The sequence below is a fragment of the Collinsella sp. AF15-51 genome (assembly GCF_003462845.1).
In the GTDB taxonomy this organism is placed as follows: domain Bacteria; phylum Actinomycetota; class Coriobacteriia; order Coriobacteriales; family Coriobacteriaceae; genus Collinsella.
This window is the reverse complement of sequence record NZ_QRYG01000017.1, coordinates 18,501-37,278: the sequence shown is the minus strand read 5'-3', so window position 1 is coordinate 37,278 and position 18,778 is coordinate 18,501. Positions and strand designations below refer to the sequence as shown.

The window sequence follows — 18,778 nt, the reverse complement described above, 5'->3', positions numbered from 1 at the left end:
ATTAGCCGTACTCTGTACACAAAAAGCCGCCGAGGCGCACTGCACCTCGGCGGCCACGTATCGCAGATCTAGTTCGGTTTCACCCTTTGCATTCGCCCAGATAAAACCTGCCAAAATAAACCTGTCCCTTTTTGGCAGGTTTTAGAGTTCCACGCTTTCGGCGCCGTTGATGGTCAGGTCACGCTCGTAGAAGGCGGTGAGGGCGCGGATGGCGTACATTACGTCGCGCACGCCGCCGGTCTCGTAGCTCGAGTGCATGGCAAGCTGCGGCAGGTCCACGTCCACGGCATGCATGCTCGCCTGCATATTGGACAGATTGCCCAGGGTAGAACCGCCGGCCATATCGCTCTTGTTGGCAAAGGCCTGCGTGGGCACGTCGGCGTCATCGCAAATGGCCTGGAACACCGCGCGGCTAAAGGCGTCGGTGCAGTAGTGCTGGTTGGCGGCCTCCTTGATGACGATGCCGCCGTTAAGCACAACCTGGTTGCGGGCGTCGCACTTCTCGGCGTGGTTGGGGTGCACGGCATGCGCGTTGTCGCAGCTCACGAGCATCGAAGCGGCAAGTGCGCGGTGGTACGACTCGTCATCGAAGCCCAGCGACCCGTTGATGCGGCGCAGCGCGTCGGCCAAGAACGTCGACATGGCGCCCTGCTTGGTCTCGGAGCCAACCTCCTCGTTATCAAAGCAGCAAAAGACCGAAACGTCGTGCGCATTCTCGGCACCCAAAAATGCCTGCAGCGAGGTGTAGGCGCAGGCCAGGTCGTCGAGCTTGGGCGTCGAGATAAACTCGTCGGCCCAGCCCCAAATGCGTGCATCCTGACGATTGACCAGGAACAGGTCGCGACCCAAAATTTGCTCGGGCTCAACGTCCAGTTCGTCGGCGATCAGGGCGTCAAAATCTCCCTGCTTAAGGTCGCCGGCGCTGATGAGCGGGCACAGGTCGACAGCTCGGTTGGGCGCAAAGCCCTCGTTAACGCCACGATTCATATGGATGGCAAGGCTCGGGATAATGGCAACTTCGCGCTCGGTAGCGAGCAAGCGGCTCTCGATACGGTCGCCCTCGCGCACCAGCACGCGGCCCGCAAGTGCCAGCGGGCGATCGAACCAGGTGTAGTCGATCATGCCGCCGTAGGCCTCGGTGTTCAGGCGCAGCGTCTCGCCCGCGCCGTCGAGCTCGGGCACGGCCTTAACCTTAAACGTCGGCGAATCGCTGTGTGACGCCGTGAGTTGAAAATGATAGTCGCCGGCAACGCCGTCCTCGCCCCACGTAGCGGCCAGGTCTTCGCCCACCTTAAAGGCAACGACGCTCGAGGTGTTGCGCTGCGTGTAATAACGCCCGCCCGGCTCGATGTCCCACGCTGCGTTCTCGGGCAGGTAGGTAAAGCCCGCCTCGTCGAGTTCGGCCATAATGGTCGCTGCCGTATGGAACATGCTGGGGCATGCCTCGATAAAGTCGATAAGGTCGTTGGAGGCCTCGATATCGTCGGCCGTCACGTGCACGCGCTCGATCGTTTCCTGATCCGTCATGCTCTCCCCTTTCGCTGGGTTGATGGTCCCCTCCAGCATACCCCGCCACGCCAGCGCCGCACTCTTCATTCCGTGCTTAATTCCGCGCCGCTCACCAAGTTGAGCCATCATGCCCGCGCTCCTTTTGCGACAATTGCGCTAACAGGACGAGAGGAGCCGTCATGAAGCCACGTAACATTGCCATCGCCTGCGGTGTCGCGGGTGTCGCCGTCGGCCTTGCCGCTGCCACCGGTATCGTTTATCACAAGCAAATCAAGTCCGCCGCGTCGCTCAAACGCTTGACCGGCTACGCGGATGGCTATGACCTGTACGCAATCGACATCGCCTACGACTACGATCTTGATCGCATCATCGCCGCCGGCGTACGCGACGACCAGGCCTACATCGATGCCGTGGTGGCGCAGGTGCTGCCCGGTGTGCCGGCACATGTCCAGGCGCCCCAGTTTGCCTGCAGCGCTTTTGTCGCCGTAGATGCCGAAGGCCGCGTGCGTACCGGTCGCAATTACGACTTTAAGGACGACACCTCGGCGCTGCTGGTGCGCAATCACCCACGCGGCGGCTATGCCTCCATCGGGTTTGCCGCCCTTAACAACCTGGGCGATAACACTCCGCTTGACTCCGTCGCCGGACGCGCCGCCGCACTCATGGGCCCGTTTGCCCAGTTCGACGGCGTCAACGAATGTGGCGTGTCCATTGCCGTGCTCACCCTGGATTCCAAACCCTGTGACCAGGACACGCAGCGCCCCGTCATCAATACCTCGCTCGCCATCCGTCTGGTGCTCGACCGTGCCGCCACCACGCAAGAAGCTGTCGACCTGCTTTCCGCCTACGACATGCACGCCATGGCAGGACGCGATTACCACTTCTTTATAAACGACGCCGCCGGTGACGCGCGCGTAGTAGAGTGGGATCCGCGCGATCCGGACCGCGCTTTCAAAGCGACTCCTGTAACCCAGGTTACGAACTTCTACGCCTGCTATGGCGACGAAGTGCTGCCTAACCAAAAGAATGGCGAGCTAGGCCATGGTAAAGAGCGCGCCGCCGCAATCGCCGATGTCCTCGACGCCCATACCGGCGCCCAAGACGAGGCAGTCGCTTGGAAGGCCCTACGCGCTGCAGCGCAAGAGCCCAATCCGGAAGACATCACCAGCAACACGCAGTGGTCGGTCGTCTTTGACAACACCGAGCCTGCTGCCGCCATCACGCTGCGCCGCCACTGGGGCGACATCGACGCATTCGCACTGTAAGGAGCCAGGCCCGTCGACTTTACGCTCGCCTGGCGTTGTTTACATTTCTATACGCTTGAGCTAACACGTTTTACCCCCGTATCAACAGTGTGCGGGGGTAAACTTATGCGCATGTTATAACTTGCCCGGAAGGATTCATCATGCTTAGGATCGGTCTTCTTACCAGTGGCGGCGACTGTCAAGCGCTCAACGCCACCATGCGCGGCATTGTCAAAACGCTTATGACCAATAGCGAAGAGCCTATTGAGATCTATGGTTTTGAGGACGGCTACCAGGGCCTTATCTACAGCGGGTTCCGCGTCATGACGCCCGCCGATTTTAGCGGCATCCTCACCCGCGGCGGCACCATCCTGGGCACGAGCCGCACGCCGTTCAAGCGCCTGGACATTCCCGAGGCCGACGGCGTCGAGAAGGTGCCCGCAATGGTCCACACCTATCATAAGCTGCAGCTCGACTGCCTGTTTATGCTGGGCGGTAACGGCTCCACCAAGACCGCCAACCGCCTGCGCGAAGAGGGCCTCAACGTTATCGCCCTGCCCAAGACCATCGATAACGACACCTGGGGCACCGAGCTGACGTTTGGCTTTACGAGCGCCATCGACGTCGCCACCAAGTGCATCGACGACATCCACACCACTGCCTCGAGTCACGGCCGCGTGTTTGTCATCGAGATCATGGGCCACAAGGTCGGTTGGATTCCGCTGTATGCCGGCGTCGCGGGCGGCGCGGACGTCATCCTGATTCCCGAGATCCCCTACGACATGGATAACGTCATCAAGACCATCGAGCATCGCATGGAGACCGGCAGCCGCTTTACCATCGTAGCCGTCGCCGAGGGCGCCATCTCCAAGGAGGACGCGGCACTGTCCAAGAAGGAGTACAAGAAGAAGCTCGCCGAGCGCACGAGCCCGTCAATCGTGTACGACATCGCCAAGGAGATCGAGGCCAAGACCGGTCGCGAGACCCGCGTCGCCATCCCCGGTCACACGCAGCGCGGCGGCCAGCCCGACGCCCAGGACCGCATCTTTGCGACCCAGTGCGGCGTCGAGGCAGCGCTTGGCTGCCTACGCGGCGAGTTTGGCTACATGATTGCCCTGCGTGACGGCAAGATGTGCCACATGCCGCTCGAGGAGGTCGCCGGCAAGCTCAAGTTTGTCGACCCCCAGAGCGATCTGGTACGCGAGGCCAAGGCGTTGGGCATCAGCTTCGGCGACGAATAGCCTCGGCTGGAACTGCTCTCATCGGAGGCCCCAGGGCTTTCCTCCCAAATCGTCCTCGGACATGTCAGGACCCCGCTGCGCGCTTCGCGCGGCGGGGTCCTTCCGTCCTGCGGAAAGATTTGGGAGGAAAGCCCTGGGGCCTCCTGCGGTAACTAGGGAGGCCGAGGCTATTCGTCTTCTTGCTGCAAGTGCGTGGGCTGAGATTTTGGGATGTTGCAGGCTCTTAGCTGAGAGTAGCACTGACATTTGTCCTGAAATGGCTGGTCGTTAGGGATTGCTACCGGTAGTTGCGGTAGGGTTGGGGCAGATTCTAACTAGAAATGGTGGTCGCTACCGGTTGTTCTCGGCATACTCGGCTCATTCGATTCGACCATCAAACGAAAGGAACCACCATGGATCTTGCGATGGCGCAGCGGCTCGTTGATCGCCGCAAGGCTGCCGGGCTTTCTCAGGAGGCGCTTGCCGCCCAGCTGGGTGTGAGTCGTCAGGCTGTCAGTAAATGGGAGCGCAGCGAATCCTCGCCCGATACCGATAACCTTATTGCGCTCGCCGCGCTGTATGGCGTGTCGCTGGATGAGCTGCTGTATGGGGAGGCGGTGGCTAGCGCTGATGACTCACAGGCTGATGATGAGGCGCAGAACAGCAACGCCGGCACCAAAGCTTCAGATAAGGCTGAAGAGGCTGAGGCTTCTACTGAGCACGCTGATTGCAGCGATAAGCCACTTGTCGATATTTCCCTCGCGCGCGGTATCCACGTCATTGATCCCAATAAAGGCGAGGAAGTCCATGTTGGTTGGAGCGGCATCCATGTGACCAACGAGCGCAAGGGCGAAGAGGTGCATGTGGGGCCGGACGGCGTGCATATCGATACGCTTGAGGACGATGGACATAGCGTACGCACCAATGACGACGGCACCGTCACCATCGACGGCGAGACGTTTTCCAGCTGGAAGGAAGCACACGACAAGCTCGACCATCATGGCAAGCATTTCCACACCAAGGTCGGACGTGCATGGAACAAATTCCCCTTCCCCGCACTTGTCACTCTCGCCTATCTGGTGCTCGGCATTGTCTACGGCACATGGGGCATGGGGCTTTTCCTCGTCTTTCTGGTTCCCGTCTACTACGCGATTGGCGACTTCATCGATCGGCGCCACCTGTCTAAGCTGATCGAGGCCATCTACCCGGCAGCCGCCATCGCTTGGTTCCTCTACATGTGGCTCTGTTTGGGACAGCCCCATCCTGCATGGATCATCCTCATCACGATTCCCGTCATAAAGGCGCTCATGCGCTGGTGCCGCAAACAATGGAAGCACCGCAAACAGGCCTAAACCACCCATTCAGGCCCAATCTCGAAGGCTAAAGAGAGCCTCTCATCCACGCCTGTGAGCGAAAGCCAAATAGAATGAAAGGCAAATGGAAAGCCCGTTTGACGAGCGGAGGACATATGCGCGACGTAGCCGAAAGCGACTGGAAGCTGTTCAAGAAAATGCTTCCTCAATGGCAAGAACGTTATATGGAAAAGCTCATCGGCCAGTATGTTGAGATACTGAACGGCGACAGTGAAGCGTCCAGTAGATTTTGGGCACTAGAAGAGCGCCTCAATAGAGACAAGCTGTCCTCAGGCGTAATTGCAAACGACATTCGCCGCAGCACAATGCACCGCGAGATAGCCAATTTGCTTATCGACAGCGTGATCACCCTTGACGACCTTGACGGTTTTACCGAGGACATTAAGAGCTATGCGCAACACTGGATTGGCCAGTAAGAGCACTGAACGACAGACATCCCCAGCAAAACGGGGCAAACGCCGGGCCACCTAATGGTTGTCCGGCGTTTGCGCAGATAAAACCTGCCAAAATAAACCTGTCCCTTTTTGGCAGGTCACTCGGCGCTCTTGAGGGCGCCGACCATGTCGATCTTGTTGAGGGTACGATTGGTGGCTAGGTTGACGATAAACGTAAAGCCAAAGGAAAGCACCACGGCGAGCACGTAGCTTAGCGGCTCGACTTCGACGTCAAAGTACAGCGACGGCATCTGCAAAATGTACGTAAAACTCTCGGCCAGCAAGCCGCCCAGTGGCACGCCCAGCGCGGCGCCAATTGCCGTGAGGATCAACGTCTCCTTGTTGACGTAATGGTGCACCTCGCCACGGCGGAAGCCCAGCACCTTGATGGTCGCCAGCTCGCGTTCGCGCTCGGAGATATTCGTGTTGGACAGCGTAAACACCACCACAAACGACAGGCATGCCGCCATAAAAGTCACGAGCACCACGACCGAATTGATGATCGCAAAGTTCGCCTCGTAGTTCTGCCAATGTTCGGCCGTGCTCGAGATGGTGAGCCAACCGTCGCTCTTAAGCTTCTTGCTAAACGCAATCTGGTCGGCCGACGAGCCCTTAAGCAGCACAAAGACGCCGTTGAGGCGTGCGCTTCGACCGAACGCGCGCTCATAGGTGCCCTGCGTCATGTAAAGCGTGTTGCCAAGATAGTTAAGCGAAATGTCACTGACTTTGACCTTGGCAACATTGAGCGACGAATCCTGGACGTATGCCGTATCGCCCGGCTGAATCCCCAGCACCAGCTGTGAACTCTTACTCAGATACACGTCTCCGTCACGCAAAGACAGCGGCTCTTTGGACTCGTCCTCGAGGCGCACATAGTCGTCCAGGTCGTTCGTGCGGTCATCGGGCACCACGATCAGCTGCACGGTCTCGCTCTTGCCGCCAAACGTAAAGGTGACGTTGTCGGTCATAATCGGCAGCGTCGAAGTCACGGTCACGTTGGAATCATTGGCCGCGCTGCGCTCATCCAACGCCGCGCACGTCTGCGTAAAGTCATCGGGGTTGGCGACCGCCAGCAAGTCATAACGCGTGATATGCCCGTACTGTTTGGGCGAAAGCGCCACCGACGTATCGCGAATACCCATACCGCAGATCACAAGCGCGGTGCAACCCGCGATGCCAAAGATGGTCATAAAGGCACGCTTTTTGTAACGGAACAGGTTGCGCGCAGCCACCTTGTTCAAAAAGCCCATGCGGCGCCAGATAAAGCCGATGCGCTCAAGTAGGATGCGCGAGCCGGCGCGCGGGGCCTTGGGGCGCATGAGCGAGGCCGGGGTCTCGGCCATCTCGTGGCGGCAGGCGATAATTGTGGCGCCCACCACGCCCACGGCAAACAGCGCCACCGAGACGATCGAGGACACGATGTCGTACGAAAGCAGCATCTGGGGCAGCGAGTACATGTCGTCGAACACCGTAAACAGGAACAGCGGCAGGCCCACAAAGCCGATGATATTGCCGAGCACGCCGCCAATCAGGCACGCCCACAGCGCATAGTCCACGTATTTGGACAGGATGCGCTCGCGCGAGTAGCCGAGCGCCTTGTACAGGCCAATGAGCGTGCGCTCCTCCTCGACCATACGCGTGGCGGTGGTGAGGCTGATGAGCACGGCGACGATAAAGAAGATGAACGGGAACACCGTCGCAATAGCCTCAATTGACGAGCTATCGCTCTCCACGCTTGAGTAGCTTGCGATATTGTCGCGGTCCTGGATGTACCACGTGCATTCACCCAAATCGGAAAGCTCGGCGCGGGCATCGGCAAACTGCTGGTCGGCGGCGGCGCGGCGCTGATCCAGGTCGACCTGAGCCTGGACGCGTTCCTCGCTGCCCTGGGCCATGCGATTGATGTTGTCCTGCTCAATCCCAAAGAGCATATTCGCCTGGCGCTCGGCCGCATCCAAGCTTGCCGGCGTGTCGACTGTCAGCTCCTGAGCGCGCGCCTTCTCACGCTCCTCGCGGATCTTCTCTATATTGCCCTTGACCTTGTTGATCTTTGCCGCGTAGGCATCCGAATAGGAGTTGAGGCTCTTGGCTCCTTCGACGACTACGTGGACTGCGGAATAGGACGACGACGTCGCGGCGTCCTCGCTCACATAGAACTTATAGTCCGCCGCCGAAGCAGCGCGAAAGGCGTTGACTGTCGAGTCGGAGCTCACATCAGTGGGATCGAGGACCTCGGCCGTAATGGTGTAATCGCCCGCGGCAAACTGATCCTTGGCGCTTTGGTTCGACGAGCTCGCGTCATTGGCGGCAAAACTCACCGTATCGCCGAGCTTTTTGCCCGAAGACTTCAGGAACTTCGAAGTCACCGCGACTTCATCGGCGCTCTCGGGCAAATCGCCGTTCACGAGCACCGGCTGATCGATGTTCTCCTTGGAGAGACTTTGCACGACCACGCGCTCGCGCGTTGTGCCCACGGCGGTGTAGGCGGTCTCGGCGTAGATGCCCTCGGCCGTTTCGACGCCATCGACCTCTTGGATGGCGTCGAGATCATCGTCAGTCAGGCCATAGGTCGACTGCACGTTAATGTCATAGACATTTTGCTGGTCGAAGTAGGCGTCGACCGAATCGCACAGATCCTCGCAACCCGCCTTGAGGCCGCACATCACGCTCACGCCGAGCGCGGTGATGACCACGATAGATAGGAAGCGCTTAAGACTGCCGCGGATTGTGCGGTAGATGCCACGGCGAAATACCGTCGGCACCATATCGTTTGAGCTTTGGGCGGTACGGTAGGTCGCGAACTCCCGGTCGCGGCCCGCGTGCTCCGTATCGTGGTTTTGGCTGTTTTGGCGGTCCTGGTCCATGGGCGCTACCACTCGATTGTCTCGATAGACACGGGATTTTGCTGGACCGTCTCGCTCTCCACGCGGCCGCTCTTAAAGCGGATCAGGCGATCGGCCATGGGCGCCAGCGCGGAGTTATGGGTGATGATAATGACCGTGATGCCCTGCTTGCGGCAGGTGTCCTGCAGCAACTGCAAAATCTGCTTGCCGGTTTTGTAGTCGAGTGCACCCGTGGGCTCGTCGCACAAAAGCAGCTTGGGGTTCTTGGCCAGCGCGCGGGCAATGGACACGCGCTGCTGCTCGCCGCCCGATAGCTGCGCGGGGAAGTTGGCGAGGCGCTCGCCCAGGCCAACCTGGCAAAGCGTTTGCTCGGCATCGAGTGAATCGGGGCAGATTTGCGCCGCGAGCTCGACGTTTTCGAGCGCCGTCAGGTTGGGGACCAGATTGTAGAACTGGAAGACAAAGCCGACGTCGGCGCGGCGGTATTCCACGAGCTGCGCCTCGTTAGCGGAGCTCACATCGCGCCCGTCCACCGTCACGGTGCCGGAAGTCGCCGTATCCATGCCACCCAGAATGTTGAGCGCCGTGGTTTTACCGGCGCCCGAAGCGCCCAGGATAATGGCAAGCTCGCCACGCTCAACGGTAAAGCTCGCGCCGTCGAGCGCGTGAATGCGGGCATCGCCCTCGCCGTATGCTTTGATGACGTCTTTAAATTCGATATAGGCCATCGATCGGTTCCCATCTGGTCGGATAACTCTTTAGTATTACCCATTTCGCACCTATCAAAAAGAGACAGGTTTATTTTGGCAGGTTTTATACTGGGAAACGGCAGCTATAGATAGGGCGCCGGGGAGGCCGAGAAATCATCAACGGGGTCAGGCCGACCGCCAAACACAACGCACGCATCTCAATCTGTCAGCCAAATCATTCGAACAGCTGTTCGTTTCTATGATATGATTCAACTATCTAAGCAGGCCAATACGCAGAAAGGCGGCCAACATGGCGTTCGACTTTAAGAAGGAATGCAAGGAGCTCTACAAACCCGCAAGCAAGCCGAGCATCGTAACAGTCCCGCCTATGAGCTACGTTGCCGTTCGCGGAAAGGGCGACCCAAATACCGAAGGTGGCGAGTATCAAAACGCCCTGCCGCTACTTTACGGCATCGCCTATACCGTCAAGATGTCGAAGAAAGGCTCAAGGAGTATCGAGGGCTATTTCGACTTTGTGGTACCGCCGCTCGAGGGTTTCTGGTGGCAAGAGTCCCCGAGCGGCGGCATCGATTATGTACGCAAGGACAATTTCAACTTTATCTCGTGCATCCGCCTGCCCGATTTCGTCACCCGAGATGACTTTGACTGGGCAGTCGCGGAAGCCACGACCAAAAAGAAACTGGACTTTTCCGCCGTCGAACTGCTTAAAGTTGACGAGGGTCTCTGCGTTCAATGCATGCACACCGGGCCCTACGACAACGAACCGGCGACCGTAGACGCTATGCATGAATACACGACCGAGCTGGGCTATGTTCCCGACTTCTCAGACACCCGTTTACATCACGAAATCTATCTCTCCGATCCACGCAAATGCGCACCGGAGAAACTTAAGACCGTGGTTCGTCATCCTATCAAGCGCGCTGAATAGCGTGGGGCGTCATTTCACGCGCTAGGTTTTAAGCCGGCCAACCAGCCGCCTCCTAGGCCGTCCGGTAATTATCTTGACGCGGCCCGTCGCATCTTATAAGTTTGTTTTGCTAAAGCTGGAAAGCCTCTCAACGATGCGCAACTCCAGCTCTTTTTCTATCAAGAGAGCAAGTGTCGGAAAGCAAAATGTCAGAAAGCAGCGCTTCGAGCAGAATCAAACGCCTGGTCAACACCTATAGCGGTCTCGTGCTCATGGGCGCCGTCGGAATCCCTATCGGCGTTATCGTTGGCGCCATCTGTGCCCTTTTTGGTCGTGTGCTCCTGGCAATCGGCGCCTTCCGTGACGAGCACATCGTACTGCTCCTTCCCTTCCTCGCCCTCATGGGCTTGGCCATCGTATTTGCCTACCTCACCTGGGGCAAAGGCACCGATCGGGGCATGAGCTTAGTATTCGACGTAGGTCACGGACGCGAGGACGCCATCTCCCCGCGTCTGGTGCCGCTCATTATGCTGAGCACGTGGGCCACGCATCTCTTTGGCGGCAGCGCGGGACGCGAAGGCGTAGCCGTGCAGATCGGCGCAACCGTCTCGCATTGGATCGGCCGACGTCTACCTTTCCGAGAACCCGGCAACACGTTTTTGCTTATCGGCATGGCCGCCGGCTTTGCCGGACTCTTCCGAACGCCCCTCGCCGCCACGGTCTTTGCGATCGAAGTACTGGTCGCAGGACGCATGGAATACCGCGCGCTGTTTCCCGCGCTTACAGCCTCGCTCGCCGCAAGCATGTCCTCCGGCGCTCTGGGGCTCGAGAAGTTTGAGGTCGCCGTTACCGCCTCGTATGCGCTCGACCTCCCCGGTCTTGGACGACTGGCGTTGTTGGGTATCGCGTTTGGTATGGTAGGTGGAGCTTTTGCCTGGTGCCTTGCCCATGCCAAGACCCTTGCAGCGCGGCTGCTCCCCAGCCCTTACATACGCGTTGCCGTTATGGGCCTTGCGCTGTCGGCGATTCTGTTCGCGCTGTGGCAGGGGCGATACTGCGGCCTTGGCACCAACCTGATATCCGCGGCACTGGGTGACAACGGTGAGGCGTCGATCATGCCTTGGGACTGGGCGCTCAAATTCGTACTCACCATCGCCACGCTTGCCGCAGGATATCAGGGTGGCGAGGTGACGCCGCTGTTCTCCATCGGAGCCAGCCTGGGTGTCGTACTCGCCGGGATTCTCGGCATGCCCGTCGAGCTCTGCGCCGCGCTGGGATACGCCGCCGTCTTTGGCAGCGCCACCAATACGCTGCTCGCGCCCATCTTTATTGGCTGCGAGGTCTTTGGCTTTAGCAGTCTGCCGACGTTCTTTATTGTCTGCGTCGTGGCCTACCTGTTCAACATGGATAAGTCGATCTATGCGCTGCAGGAGCACAGCCGCACCCGATAAACAGGGCGTTTGCCACCAAAAAACGCGCACGACAGGCCGGGCCCGCCGCGCGCGTCATCCTATACACGATTAGTTATTGTTGTTGGTCATCGAAGCCACTGCTGCCGCAAGATTGGAAATGGGCATTGTCTGCAGCCAGATGCGCCCCGGACCGGTGAGCACAGTGTTGAACACGCCTTCACCGCCAAACATGATGTTTTTGACGCCCTTGACCATCTGCGCGTCGATGCTCACCGTCTCCTCAAAGCCGGCCACGTTGCCGGTATCTACAATCATTTGCTGGCCAGCAGCAAGCTCGTACTCAACTAGGTCGCCGTCGATCTCGGCAAAGGCAATACCCGAGCCCGTGAGCTTTTGCATGATAAAACCCTCGCCGCCAAAGACGCCGGTCTTTGCCTTCTTGTTAAAGTGGATGCTCAGCTCAACACCACTTTCCGCGGCAAGGAACGAACGCTTCTGCAAAATCCAGCTCTTACCAGGGCCAATCTCGATCGGTATAATGCGGCCGGGGAAGCAAGAGCCAAACGCAATCATGCCATCGCCGTGCGCGGTCCAAATGTTTTGGAACAACGCCTCACCCGAAAAAGCCTTAGAGAACATCTTGCCTATACCACCGCCCGAGGTGGACATCTCCATGTTGGGGGTCATCCAGACCATGGCACCGCTTTCGGTGATCATGGATTCGCCGTCGCTAAGGTTGCACGTAACAACCGGGAAAGCCCCTCCGCCGATCTCGTACTGCATGACCGTCTCCTTTCCTTCGGGAGCCGAACAACGATGTCCATATTTTAGCAGTTAGAGGTGCGTTTATTTGGGTCGGTGGCGTTCATGGCGCCGATCACCGCCAGCCTCCGCTGCCGTCTGCACAGATAAAACCTGCCAAAATAAACCTGTCCCTTTTTGGCAGGTCTTAGAGGCGGACGGTGAAGGTGATCTGGTTACCGTGGCCGCAGACAGAAGCGCTCCCGCCATGGGCTTCGGCGATGGCACGCACCACGGATAGGCCCACGCCCGAGCCGCCCGTCTTGGAGCTGCGCGACACGTCCGCACGATAGAAGCGGTCGAACAATCGATCTAGGTCGCCTTCGGGCAGCTCGTCCACGGCGTTCGATACGACAAGCTCGGTGGCGCCCTTACCCTGAACGCGCGAAACGGCACGCAGGCTCAGCTCAATCACGCTGCCCTCGCTCGCATAGCGCGTGGCGTTGTCCAGAAGCAGCTCAACCACCTGCGCCACCGCCGCAGCATCGGCATGGGCCCGCACGCCGCACGCAATCGACGTCGACAGACGCTTGCCGCGCGAAACCGCCACCGATTCAAACGGCGCCGCAGCCTTGTCCACGGCCTCCGAAAGATCGATCGATGTCATGGTAAAGCCCGCCGAGCCCTCGTCCATACGTGCCAAAAACACTAGACGTTCCGTGAGTGCCGTCAGTCGCGCCACCTGCTCGTGAATGCTCTGCGTCCACTCACTCTCGCCGCTCTCAATCTCCTGTACCTCGTTGGCGGCATCGATCACAGCGAGCGGCGTCTTGATCTCGTGGCTTGCATCGGTAATAAATCGCTTTTGCTTGCTGTAGCTCTCGACCATCGGTCGAATCACGGCACCCGACGCGACCGTTACAATTGCCAGCACCGCCAGCCAGCCAATGCAACTGATCGCCACGCTCGCGCTCAAAAACGAATGAAAGCTTGCAAGCTCGCGCGAGCAGTCCACGAACACATAGGTGATCTCGTCGTCCTGGACGTCGGTCGTATAACGATAATTGCCAGAGAAGCCCGAGGTCCAGCCCTTGGCATGCAGCCTTGCGGCAATACTGGCGGCGCGCTTGGCACCAACCGCGGCAATGCGGGCCGTATTGACATCGGCAACCTGTCCGGCGTCAATCGTCACCGTAAAGTAGCGCGTGTCGAAGGGAGACTCCGCCGTCATGCCTTCGAAGTGTCTGATGCGAACGCCCGCTTGGCTATCGCCGGCATCCTTGCCATTAGCGGGCTCGGCTTTAGACTCGTCCCCCCAATCGATACCGTCCTTGCCCGCCAGAATATAGTCCAGGCGAGCGTCGGCCATCTTGCAGACATGCGAATAATTGACGATGTTGATGCCGGCGATGATGAGCGTGAGCACCACGGTCACGGCGCCCATGGCAACGAGGATAAACTTGCGACGCAGACGGCGGCCCAATGCGTCAACAGAATTAGCCCACCCCTTACTACTCGAGGCGGCGTGAAACCACTCCGTCATGCGCTTGCACCACGCGCTCGCGCTCACGCTTATTCGCCTTCCTCGACAACCTCGAGCGAATAGCCCTGGTTACGCGACGCGCGAATGGCAACGTTGGCACCAAGCGCCGTCAGCTTTTTGCGCAGGTACGAGATATAGACCCACACCACGTTGGCGCCTTCGGGCGCGTCCTCACCCCAAACCTCGAGCATCAGACGTTCAGTGGGCATGCGCGTGCCGGCGTTGCGCATAAAGAGTTCCATAAGCTGAAACTCGCGATTGGCCAGGTGCTCCTCGCCCAAGGGTCCCACAAGCGTGCAAGCCGCCGTGTCGAGGCGCACGTTACCCACGCTGAGCGTCGTGGCGTCAATTGCCGTCGCGGCACGCGTCATGGCACGAATACGCGCAAGCAGTTCCTTGGCGGCAAACGGCTTGGTCAGGTAATCGTTGGCACCGGCATCCAGGCCCTCGACCTTATCGGACACCTCGCTTTTTGCCGTGAGCATGATGATGGGCAGTCGCTTTCCGGCGGCGCGTGTACGCTTGAGCACCTCGATGCCGTCCATGCCGGGCATCATGATGTCCAGGATTGCGGCGTCGTAATCGTTGGTGAGTAGATTCTCGAGCGCCGTCAAGCCGTCGAGGGCGGTGTCGACCTCGTAGTCGCTATGTTGAAGAATCGCGGTGAGGGCGCGGGAGAGACCAGGTTCGTCCTCGGCAAGCATCAGCTTCATAGTTGCTCCATTGGCGCATGGCTCCACAGGTTTCGATACTGCCGATGATAGCGTACCGTCAACCGCCTTAGCGCAGCCTTAGCTGCTCAGCCTGCGCGTTTTTAAATACGCAGGATGTGGCTTAGCCAAACTTAAGGCGCACGTGTCGAGCGCTTTGACGCATGCCGGGCGCGAAGGGACAGTGACTCGTCCTTTCACGGCGCCCTAGTTATGCAAAGTGCTCGAGCATTACTCCTCGTACGCGCCCTCAAGCCGAAGCAGCCACTCCTTGCGATCGAGCCCGCCGGCATATCCGTTGAGCGAACCATCGGCGGCAACTACGCGATGGCATGGCACGATAATCGAAATGGGGTTACGCGCAACCGCAGCCCCCACCGCGCGAGGAGATACAACGGGTGCCTCGTTTCCCGGCACATGATGTCGAGCCGCAACACGCTGGGCGATCTCGCCATACGTAGCGACCTCGCCACGCGGGATAGAAAGCAGCTCAAACCAAACCTCGCGCTGAAACGCCGTGCCAATCAAATGCAACGGCGGCGTAAACCGAGGCTCCTGCCCCGCAAAATAAGCATTCAGCCAAGCCCATGAACGCTCAAGCACCGAAGAGGCCACACCATTTGCCGGACTCACCGAAGACATCCCACCGGTACCAGAAACCGCATCGGTACCTACGACATACTCTGCATCCTCTTTGAGCAGCGTAGAGCCAAAGTGCTCCTGCCCCTCAAACCAAAGCCCCGTCAAACCGCGGCCATCAGCGGCAAGCAGGATTTCGCCCAAAGGCGAGGCAAATGTCGTCGTGACCACCAGCGGCTCCTTTCAAAACTCAGCAAACATAATACCGCGAACTGTGCAGACAACCCCCGCAGATACGTCCGGGCGGGCTCGCAATTACTTCAGCGAGGCTGTTTTTCCCAATCAAGCGAAGAAGACGCGGGGCTTCGACGCCAGGGCGGTACCCCCGCCAGCTGAGCTCTAATACTTTCCCGAGAAGTGAACGAGTAAAAACGAAGCCCCGGAGCATCCACACCTTTAGACCAAAAAACCGCAGGATTCGCGCTGCAAAACCGCAGGAAATAGCGGTCAAAATATGCCAATGCTTCGGGGGTCCAAATAAGGTCGTTCACTTCACGGGAAAAGTATTAGACCTCAATTCGCACCAAGCCCAAAGTCACCCCAGGCAGCAGGCGCGAAGCGCCGCCGCTGCCGCCACGGCCCCGCAGTAGACCCAGGCGGCAGGCGCGAAGCGCCGAGGCCGCCGCCGGGACCAGAGCCCGCAACAACCACGCGCCCCCACATCAGCCCAGCGGCCCCAACCAACAACGTCCCCATCGCAGAGCGCTCGCAACAGCGTCACCGCAGGCGGGGGCCGGGCTTGGTTTTCAGAACATTCCGCAGACCAGTGTGGCGCCTTGTCCGCGGCTCCGAAGGAGCAGGACAAGGCGCCACACATGGTCGAGGACGTTCTGAAAACCAAGCCCGGCCCCCGCCGGACAGGTCAAACTACTCGCAGAGCAGCTTAGCGATCTGGACGGCGTTGGTTGCCGCGCCCTTACGGATTTGGTCGCCGCAGCACCAGAAGGTGATGCCGCGCGCGGCCTCGGGGTTCGAGATGTCGCGACGCACGCGGCCGACCCAAATCAGGTCCTGGTCGGACGTATCCATCGGCATGGGGAAGCGGTCGTGTGCACCCTCGGCACCCAGATCGTCAACCAGCTTGACGCCGGGAGCGGCAGCCAGCGCAGCACGGGCCTCCTCGACCGTAATATCGCGCTCAAACTCGAGCGTAATGCTCTCGGAGTGCGAACGCAGCACGGGCACGCGCACGCAGGTGCAGTTCACGCGCAGCTCGGGCAGATGCATGATCTTACGGCCCTCGTTTTGCAGCTTCATCTCCTCGGAGGTAAAGCCCTCCTCCTTGACGCCGCCAATCTGCGGAATCAGGTTGCTCGCCAGCTGGGCGGCAAATGCACGCGGCTCGGGAATCTCCTCGCCGCGACCCAGGGCGGCCAGCTGAGCCTCGAGCTCGGCCATACCGGGAGCGCCGGCACCCGAAGCCGCCTGATACGTCGAGACGATCATGCGCTTCACGCCGGCGAGCTGATGCAGCGGCCACGTAGGAACCAGGCCGATGATGGTCGCGCAGTTGGGATTGGCGATAAGGCCGTGATGCCACTTGATGTCGTCGGCATTGATCTCAGGCACAACCAGCGGCACCTCGGGATCCATGCGGAAGGCGTGGCTGTTGTCGACCACGACGGCGCCGCGCTTGACGGCCTCGGGCAGTAGCTCCTTCGCAATATCGTCGCCGGCGGCGCCGAGCACGATGTCGCAGCCCTCAAAGGCCTCGGGGCAAGCTTCCTCAATCACGATCTGCTCGCCGCGGAACTCAACGGTCTTGCCCGCAGAGCGCGCGCTCGCTAGCAGCTTGAGCTTGCCAACCGGAAACTCCTGCTCGTTGAGGCACTCGAGCATCTGGGTGCCCACGGCTCCCGTCGCGCCCAAAATAGCAACCGTGTACTGTTTCATGCTTCCCCCTTTAAAGGTTGTGGCTTTTGCCCGCACGCCGAGCAGGCTGGTTTTTCTTGCCCAGTTTATACAAAAACGGGACGGGCATGAAACCCGCCCCGTCGAAACGAAACTGAAACGAAACGCCCTACGGTAGATTTTTAGGCATGTCCCAAAAATCTACCGGGATGGTCGTTACTTGCGGAAGGCGGCCAGGGCGGGATCGACCGGCGCGGAAGCCTCCAGGTCGGAGACCTTTACAATGCCGTTCTCGTCGGAGAAGGCGCGGTAAATGGTCCGAATCGCCAGGTCGAAGTCCTTCTCCTCGACGCCGATAATGATGTTGATCTCGTCGCAGCTCTGCGAAATCATGCGCACGCTCACGCCGGCCTGGCCGAGCATACCAAACAGGTGGCCGGAAATACCGGCGCGGCCGCGCAGGTTGCGGCCGACGGTCGCGATGAGCGCCAGGCCCTCAACAACCTCGATCTCGAGCGGCTCGACCTCCTGCTGAATGTCGCCCACGAGCGAGTACAGCGAATCGCGCACATCCTGCTCCTGCACCACGGCGCCAAAGCGATCGACGCCGGTGGGCATATGCTCAACGGAAACGTCATAGCGCTCGAAAACCGAAAGCGCGCGGCGCATAAAGCCGACGCGGGGCTTGGTACGGTCGCGGGCCACGTTGATGGCGACAAAGCCGCGCTTGCCGGTCACGCCGGTAATGATGGGCTCCGCCTCGCCCTCGTCTGCGGTCTCGCTAATGATGGTGCCGGGATCCCGCGGGGCGTTGGTGTTCTTGATGACCAGCGGAATGCCCGCCTCGCGCACGGGGAACACGGCCTCCTCGTGCAGAACGCTCGCGCCCATGTACGAAAGCTCGCGCAGCTCCTCGTAGGTAACGCGCGCGATGGGCTGAGCCTCGGGAACAATACGCGGATCGGCAGAATAGAAGCCCGAGACGTCAGTCCAGTTCTCGTACAGGTCGGCACCCAGGCACTTGGCCAGGATCGAGCCCGAGATATCGCCACCGCCGCGGTCGAGCAGCTTGATCTGCCCCTCGCGCGTCGCGCCGTAGAAACCGGGCATGACAAAGCCGCCCTGCTGGCCATACTCCTGCACCAGCTCGGAAGTGCGGTTCATGCTGAGCGTACCGTCGTGATGGAACGCCACGACCGTCGCGGCGTCCAGGAACGGCAGGCCCAGGTACTCGGCCATCAGGCGGGCGGTAAAGTACTCGCCGCGGCTCACGAGCTCCTCGGTGGAGTAGCCGCCCGAGCGGGCGCGCTCGGCAAAGGCCGCAAACTCCTCGCGGATGGGATAGGTGAGCTCCAGCTCGTCAGCGATATCAAAATAGCGCTGGCCGATGTCCTCGAGCAGTTCCTCGCACGACACGTGATACTTAACGTGTGCGTTAACCAGATAGAGCAGGTCGGTCACCTTGGTGTCACCCTTAAAGCGGCGACCGCAGGCGGAAACCACCACAAAACGGCGGGCCGGGTCGGCATCGACAATGGCCTTGATCTTCTTGAAGTGTTCGGCGTCGGCGACCGACGAGCCGCCAAACTTGGCAATCTTTATCATGGCGTGGAGGTTACCTTTCTAAAAGCCTCTGCAAACC

At 59.7% G+C, this 18,778-nt stretch carries 15 protein-coding genes; 6 read left to right on the top strand and 9 right to left on the bottom strand.

The genetic code is table 11. The annotated features are described in order from the left end of the window. Window positions 1-141: 141 nt before the first annotated feature. Complete coding sequence (locus DWW51_RS08180; protein WP_231501617.1) at window positions 142-1,527, bottom strand: M18 family aminopeptidase; 1,386 nt, start codon at window positions 1,525-1,527, stop codon at window positions 142-144. Between the two features lie 161 nt (window positions 1,528-1,688). Between DWW51_RS08180 and DWW51_RS08175 the strand changes: the two genes are divergently transcribed. From DWW51_RS08175 to DWW51_RS08160, 4 genes are all read left to right on the top strand, one after another. Next, window positions 1,689-2,774 carry a carcinine hydrolase/isopenicillin-N N-acyltransferase family protein gene (locus DWW51_RS08175; protein WP_117774148.1) on the top strand — a complete coding sequence of 362 codons (1,086 nt, stop codon included), beginning with the start codon at window positions 1,689-1,691 and terminating at the stop codon, window positions 2,772-2,774. Between the two features lie 140 nt (window positions 2,775-2,914). After that, window positions 2,915-3,994: a 6-phosphofructokinase gene (locus tag DWW51_RS08170; protein ID WP_117774147.1), complete on the top strand. Its 1,080-nt coding sequence runs from the start codon at window positions 2,915-2,917 to the stop codon at window positions 3,992-3,994. A 392-nt stretch (window positions 3,995-4,386) separates the two neighbouring features. After that, window positions 4,387-5,325 carry a helix-turn-helix domain-containing protein gene (locus DWW51_RS08165; RefSeq protein ID WP_117563855.1) on the top strand — a complete coding sequence of 313 codons (939 nt, stop codon included), beginning with the start codon at window positions 4,387-4,389 and terminating at the stop codon, window positions 5,323-5,325. A gap of 116 nt (window positions 5,326-5,441) precedes the next feature. Continuing rightward, a complete protein-coding gene (locus tag DWW51_RS08160; RefSeq protein ID WP_117635687.1) occupies window positions 5,442-5,762 on the top strand; it encodes a multidrug transporter in 321 nt (106 codons plus the stop codon). Between the two features lie 116 nt (window positions 5,763-5,878). On the opposite strand, the gene DWW51_RS08155 is transcribed toward DWW51_RS08160, so the two are convergent. Beyond that, complete coding sequence (locus DWW51_RS08155) at window positions 5,879-8,644, bottom strand: FtsX-like permease family protein (RefSeq protein ID WP_231501616.1); 2,766 nt, start codon at window positions 8,642-8,644, stop codon at window positions 5,879-5,881. Window positions 8,645-8,649: 5 nt separating this feature from the next. Then, entirely contained in the window at window positions 8,650-9,351 is a 702-nt protein-coding gene (locus DWW51_RS08150) for an ABC transporter ATP-binding protein (RefSeq protein WP_117774146.1), read from the bottom strand. Window positions 9,352-9,622: 271 nt separating this feature from the next. Here DWW51_RS08150 and DWW51_RS08145 point away from each other — a divergent pair, with 271 nt between their 5' ends. Together DWW51_RS08145 and DWW51_RS08140 are read left to right on the top strand one after the other, a co-directional pair. Further along, the gene (locus tag DWW51_RS08145) at window positions 9,623-10,261 is read left to right on the top strand and encodes a GyrI-like domain-containing protein (RefSeq protein WP_117654964.1); all 639 of its coding nucleotides are present in this window, start codon (window positions 9,623-9,625) and stop codon (window positions 10,259-10,261) included. 185 nt (window positions 10,262-10,446) lie between these two features. After that, a complete protein-coding gene (locus DWW51_RS08140; protein WP_117774145.1) occupies window positions 10,447-11,691 on the top strand; it encodes a chloride channel protein in 1,245 nt (414 codons plus the stop codon). 69 nt (window positions 11,692-11,760) lie between these two features. On the opposite strand, the gene DWW51_RS08135 is transcribed toward DWW51_RS08140, so the two are convergent. From DWW51_RS08135 to DWW51_RS08110, 6 genes are all read right to left on the bottom strand, one after another. Beyond that, complete coding sequence (locus DWW51_RS08135) at window positions 11,761-12,435, bottom strand: TIGR00266 family protein (protein WP_089572342.1); 675 nt, start codon at window positions 12,433-12,435, stop codon at window positions 11,761-11,763. Window positions 12,436-12,601: 166 nt separating this feature from the next. Next, window positions 12,602-13,963: a cell wall metabolism sensor histidine kinase WalK gene (locus DWW51_RS08130; protein WP_117774144.1), complete on the bottom strand. Its 1,362-nt coding sequence runs from the start codon at window positions 13,961-13,963 to the stop codon at window positions 12,602-12,604. Between the two features lie 2 nt (window positions 13,964-13,965). Further along, window positions 13,966-14,649 carry a response regulator transcription factor gene (locus tag DWW51_RS08125; RefSeq protein WP_117648274.1) on the bottom strand — a complete coding sequence of 228 codons (684 nt, stop codon included), beginning with the start codon at window positions 14,647-14,649 and terminating at the stop codon, window positions 13,966-13,968. A 228-nt stretch (window positions 14,650-14,877) separates the two neighbouring features. Then, window positions 14,878-15,456 (bottom strand): methylated-DNA--[protein]-cysteine S-methyltransferase, encoded by a 579-nt coding sequence (locus tag DWW51_RS08120; protein ID WP_231501615.1) that lies wholly within the window; start codon window positions 15,454-15,456, stop codon window positions 14,878-14,880. A 696-nt stretch (window positions 15,457-16,152) separates the two neighbouring features. Further along, a complete protein-coding gene (locus DWW51_RS08115; RefSeq protein WP_117774143.1) occupies window positions 16,153-17,178 on the bottom strand; it encodes an aspartate-semialdehyde dehydrogenase in 1,026 nt (341 codons plus the stop codon). Between the two features lie 174 nt (window positions 17,179-17,352). Then, window positions 17,353-18,741, bottom strand: a complete 1,389-nt coding sequence (locus DWW51_RS08110; RefSeq protein WP_117654959.1) for an aspartate kinase — start codon at window positions 18,739-18,741, stop codon at window positions 17,353-17,355. Window positions 18,742-18,778: the final 37 nt, after the last annotated feature.